This window comes from Trueperaceae bacterium (assembly GCA_019454765.1).
Lineage (GTDB): Bacteria > Deinococcota > Deinococci > Deinococcales > Trueperaceae > JAAYYF01.
The window spans coordinates 68502-73278 of sequence record JACFNR010000002.1; the positions used below are offsets into that span (position 1 = coordinate 68502).

Annotated in this window: 4 protein-coding genes; 1 reads left to right on the plus strand and 3 read right to left on the minus strand. The window is 70.7% G+C overall.

All coding sequences use genetic code 11. From position 1 onward, the window contains the following. The 3 genes from H3C53_01165 to H3C53_01175 all read right to left on the minus strand — a co-directional run. The coding region (locus H3C53_01165) for a quinoprotein dehydrogenase-associated putative ABC transporter substrate-binding protein (protein ID MBW7915287.1) at nucleotides 1-965 on the minus strand (965 nt) is incomplete at its 3' end. Nucleotides 966-1090: 125 nt separating this feature from the next. After that, entirely contained in the window at nucleotides 1091-2908 is a 1818-nt protein-coding gene (locus H3C53_01170) for a PQQ-dependent dehydrogenase, methanol/ethanol family (protein ID MBW7915288.1), read from the minus strand. A 94-nt stretch (nucleotides 2909-3002) separates the two neighbouring features. Next, nucleotides 3003-3779, minus strand: a complete 777-nt coding sequence (locus H3C53_01175) for a c-type cytochrome (GenBank protein MBW7915289.1) — start codon at nucleotides 3777-3779, stop codon at nucleotides 3003-3005. Nucleotides 3780-4383: 604 nt separating this feature from the next. Here H3C53_01175 and H3C53_01180 point away from each other — a divergent pair. After that, nucleotides 4384-4777: hypothetical protein (locus tag H3C53_01180; protein ID MBW7915290.1), on the plus strand; the 394-nt coding region annotated here is incomplete at its 3' end.

Genomic DNA, 4777 nt, shown 5'->3' on the forward strand with positions numbered 1-4777 from the left:
GCGCCCAGGCGCGCGGCGGCTCCGACCAGGTCGTTGACGCCCGCCACGCGCGTCCGCCCGCCCGTCGGCATCGGGAGAACCACGCCCACCCTCAAGGTGCCGGCGGGGTGGGCGGGTTCGCCGAGGAACGGCGCGGCGAGGGGCATCCGGGGGACGCCGTACTCCTCCAGCACGGCCTGCACGTCGTCCCAGCGCGCGATGAGGGCGCGGTCGAGGCGCGCCCGCATGGCGACGTCGTCGCGCCTGACGCCGATGGTCATGGGGACGTACTGGAACACGGAGGGGAAGTCGAAGGCGGGCTCCACCGGCTTGACCACGAGGGGGGCAGCGGCCCGCGGCGCGTAGTAGCCGGCCACCGGGCCCCAGGTGAAGCCGACGTCGATGACGCCGGCGGCGACGTCGGTCACGAGGGTCGCCAGGCGCGCCTCGCCCTCCTCGCCGCCGTAAACGCGCGTCACCTGCGGGAGGAGCCCACGGTGCCGCAGGGCCTCGTGAGGCGGGGTGCCGAGTCCCTGGACCCCGATGGCGAGGTGGGCAAGGTCGGGGTCGTCCATGTCGTCGATCTCGAAGGGGGCGTCCTGCCGGTACACCATGACGTACGGGCTCTGGTAATAGGTCAGGGTGTTCGACCCGCGTTCGAAGCCGTCGGGCACGCCCATGATGACGTCGCACGTGCCCTCGGCGAAGTGCAGGTCGATGAGGTCCGAGTTGAAGGCGGCCCAGTCGTAGCCGAGGGTGGCACCGAGCTCGTCCGCGAGGATCGCGGCGATGCGGTTCTCGAACCCTTCGCCCGCCCGGTTGGAGAACGGCAGCTCGTCCGGCGGGGCGCAGACGCGCAGCTCCCAGGTGGCGCCCGGACCGGCGGCGGCCACGGAGCCGAGGAGCGCCGCGAGGAGCGCGAGGTAGGCGAGCGCGCGCGCGACGACCGCCGGCGCTGCGGTGCGAGATCGGGGTGGTCGGGCCATGGAGTCGCTGCCCTGCCTCTCTGGTGACGGTGGGCCGAAAGGGAGCGGTGCGGGGATACATGCTCCCCGCACCGGTCGTTCGCTAGGCGCCGCGGGGCTGTGGCCCGGCGGCTTTCTCGGTCTCCTCAGGGAAGGCCGAAGACGTAGAGGGTGGAACCAGTGCGGCGGTAACGACCAGCGTTGTCGGCCGCCGTGTCGGCGCCGATCTGCGGGTCGGTGGGCGCCTGGCTCGTCACCACGGCTATGTACTGGCGCCCGTCGGGCCCCGTGAAGCTCATGGGGGAGCCGCGGAAGTTGGAGCCCGTGCGGAACGTCCAGAGCACGCGGCCGCTGGCGGCGTCCACGGCGCGGAACTCGCCGGTGTCGGTTCCGCCGAAGACGAGCCCGCCGGCGGTGGCGAAGACGGGTTTGGCGTCCTGCGAGACGGTCGACTTGAGGCCCCACGCCTTCTGGCCCGTGACGGGGTCCCATGCCTGGAGCTCGCCGGTCCAGCCGCCGGGGCCGTTGCCGATGTCGGTGAAGCTCATGAGGATGTAGCTCTCGCCGGGCGTGTACTCCGCCTCGGTCCCCGTGAAGGTGGCGCAGCGGTTCTCGGCCTGGAAGTAGACGAGGCCCGTGGCGGGCGAGTAGGCGTCGTTGTACCAGTTGTTCCCCGCGATGAACGGGCAGACCGAGATCGGGGTGGGGATGTCGGTGAAGGTGAGCGCGTCCTCGTTGTAGATGGGGACGCCGGTCTCCATGTCGACGCCCGTCGCCCAGTTGACGTTCGTGTACGCGAACGGTTCGCGCACGAGCTCGCCCGTCAGCCGGTCGAACACGTAGAAGAAGCCGTTGCGGGCCGGCTTGATGAGCGCCTTGACGAGCTTGCCGTCGATGGTGAGGTCGGCGACGAAGTTCTGACCCGGCTCGTCGAAGTCCCACTGGTCCTGCGGGGTGTTGGAGTAGGCCCACACCATCTCGCCGGTGGTGGCGTCGCGGGCGATGGTCGAGGCGCAGTACTTCGAGCTGTAGGTCTCGAGGTCGGGGGCCGTGGCCGGGTCGCGACGGTAGTCGGGGTTCCACGGCGCGCAGTTCGAGGTGCCGTAGTAGAAGAGGTTGGACTCCGGGTCGTAGGTGAAGTAGCCCCACGCCGTGCCGCCGCCGAGCTTCCAGGAGTCGCCGTACCAGGTGTCGACGCCGGGCTGCGTCCAGCGCTTATCGGCCTCGTAGAAGGGCGCCCAGCGCTCGCCGATGCCCATGTCCTCGTTGGGGCCGGTGCTGTAGTACTTCCACACCTGGGTGCCGCTCTGCAGGTCGTAGGCCGCGACCCAACCGCGCACGCCGCGCTCGCCGCCCTCGTTGCCGATGATGATGTTGTCGCCGACGATGAGGGGGGCGTTGGTGGTGGTCTCCGTGATGCTCAGGTCGGTCACCTGGGTGTTCCAGACGACCGCGCCCGTGGCGGCGTTGAGCGCGATGAGCTGGCCGTCGAGCGTGTTGATGATGATCTTGCCGTCGGCGTAGCTCAGGCCGCGCGACTGGGCGCCGCAGCAGGCCTTGGCCTGGTCGAGGTTCGGCTGCTCGGGCCGGTACGACCACAGGATGTATCCCTCGCGGGCAAGGTCGAGGGCGTAGACGGTGTTCGGCTTGGGCGTGAGGATGTACATCGTGTTGCCGACCACGATGGGCGGCGCCTCGAGGGAGTCGGTAACGCCGAGTTGCAGCGTCCACTTCACCTGCAGGTTCTTGACGTTGTAGCTGGTTATCTGGTCGAGCCGGCTGAAGTTCCAGCCCTGGTAGTTGCCGTTCGCCATCGGCCATTGGCTCGCGTCGCGTTGCATGCGCAGCAGTTCCGGGTTCGCCGAGGCCGTGCCGAGAGCGACGACGGCCGCGAGCGCGAGCGCCTTGAGGAACGCTGCGAGGGCGCTGCGCCCGCCTCGCCGGGGGGAGCTGGTTTCCATCATTCGGTTTGCCACCGTAGCCTTTCGGGAACGCGTCTTGCGTGGGTAACGGACCGGTGGTCCTTGGAGGCGGCGCCGGGGGCGCCACCCGCGCTTCTCACCTCTCTGCGCTCACCTCCTCGTCGAGTACGGCTCCGAAGTCGTTGCCCCAGGAGTTGCGCACGAAGGTGGCGACGGCGGCGATCTCGTGATCGTCAAGGGCGGTGCCGAAGCCGGGCATGCCGTGCTCGATGAACCCGTTGATGATGCGCTCGGCGATGAACGGGGTGTTGCCCACGATCGAGTTGCCGGCGAGCGCCGGGCCGATGCCGCCTCCGCCCTCGGCGCCGTGGCAGACGGCGCAGTTGGCGGCGAAGAGCTGACCGCCACGCGTCATCAGGGCCTCCAGCTCCTCGGGGGCGAGCTCGACCTTCTGTTGGGGTAGTTTCTCGGTGATGGCCTCGCCGCGGGGGGAGACGAGGAAGAAGGCGTCGCCCAGCTTCTGGCCGCGCGTCGTGCCCTCTGCCGTGTCGCGGCGGAACGTGTAGAGGGGGTGCCCGCCGTAGGTGACCTGGACGCCGCCGTCGGGGCGGGTGTAGGTGGCGACCAGGTTCTGGTCGAGCCCCTCGCCCACCGTCGCCACGCCGTCGTCGCCCACCAGGAGGGCTGGCCAGTTCTTGCTGCAGGCGTCCACGCAGGCGCTGGCGCCGTCACCATCCTCGACGTAGAGGTAGAGGGAGTTGCCGCCCGGGGTGGCGAGGTGCGCGCCGTAGTCGGCGTCCGTCGCCAGCGTGACGTCGGGCGTGGCCCCGTCCTGCGCGGCCACTTGAGCCGCCAGGCCTGCGAGCACCAGGCCCGCTAGCAGGGCCACCACCTTCGTGAGTTTCCTCGTCATCTGCTTCGACCTCCGTGCTGGGCGCGGGCCTCCCGGGCCGCGCCGAGGGCCCGCGCGAGGCCGCGCGTGCGTCACCCTGCCGGGCCCCGGCGCGTACCGGAGCGTCGCCACGCGGAAGGCTCAGCGCCGCCCGTTCCCCCGGGCCCGGCCAGATCGGGACGTATCCCGAACGAGTCCGGGTTCGAGTTCGATGATATACGGGACATTTGTCCCGAGGCAAGGAGGGGTCGTCCTGCCCCGACCGTTCGGGTGCGTCGCGAACGGCCGGACGGCGGCCGCCTCATCGGCGCGGGCCGATTCAGCGCGGCGTGTTCCTCCGCACCTACCGGACCGGCCCGAACGTGTTAGACTCCCCTTTCGCGGGTCGAGGGCCGGACGAACCGGCCGGAGGCGCCCACGCGCCACGGGCCCGCGCCGGGGTCACGTATCGGGGCGCGCGTCGCTGCGGTCGGGAGACGCGCGATTAGGAGACAACGGTAAGGACGATCTCGAGGAGCCAAGCGGCACCAGGGTCTGCACTGCACGTCGTGCGGTGTGGGTCTTCGTGTCGCGTCGCGCAGCCACGCGGCACGGGGCCCTCGGCAGCGGGTTTCGGGAGGTAACGGTGGCCAGCAAGCGAGAGAAGAGCAAGACGGAGGCCGCGCAGGCGGAACGCGAGGCGCCGCCGGCCGAGTCGGCGAGCAAGCAGGCGGGCGGTAAGGCCAAGCCGGCGCCGAAGGCCGCTGCCAAGGCGACCGTGAAGGCGGCCGTGAAGGCGGTGGCCGCCGAGACGGACGCCAAGCCGACGCCCAAGAAGGCCGCGCCGAAAGCAACCGTGTCGAAGGCCGCTGCCAACCAGGCTGCGCCGAAAGCGACCGCGCCGAAGGCCGCCGCCAGCCAGGCTGCGCCGAAAGCGACCGTGTCGAAGACTGCGGCCAGCAAGGCTGCGCCGAAGGCAACCGCGCCAGAGGCTGCGGCTAGCAAGGCTGCGCCTAAGTCTGCTGCGCCGAAGGCCGCCG

What these genes read in the sequence shown, in the direction of transcription:
- H3C53_01170 (MBW7915288.1), bottom strand. Translation starts at nt 2,908, where the DNA reads ATGATGGAAACCAGCTCCCCCCGGCGAGGCGGGCGCAGCGCCCTCGCA.
- H3C53_01175 (MBW7915289.1), bottom strand. Translation starts at nt 3,779, where the DNA reads ATGACGAGGAAACTCACGAAGGTGGTGGCCCTGCTAGCGGGCCTGGTG.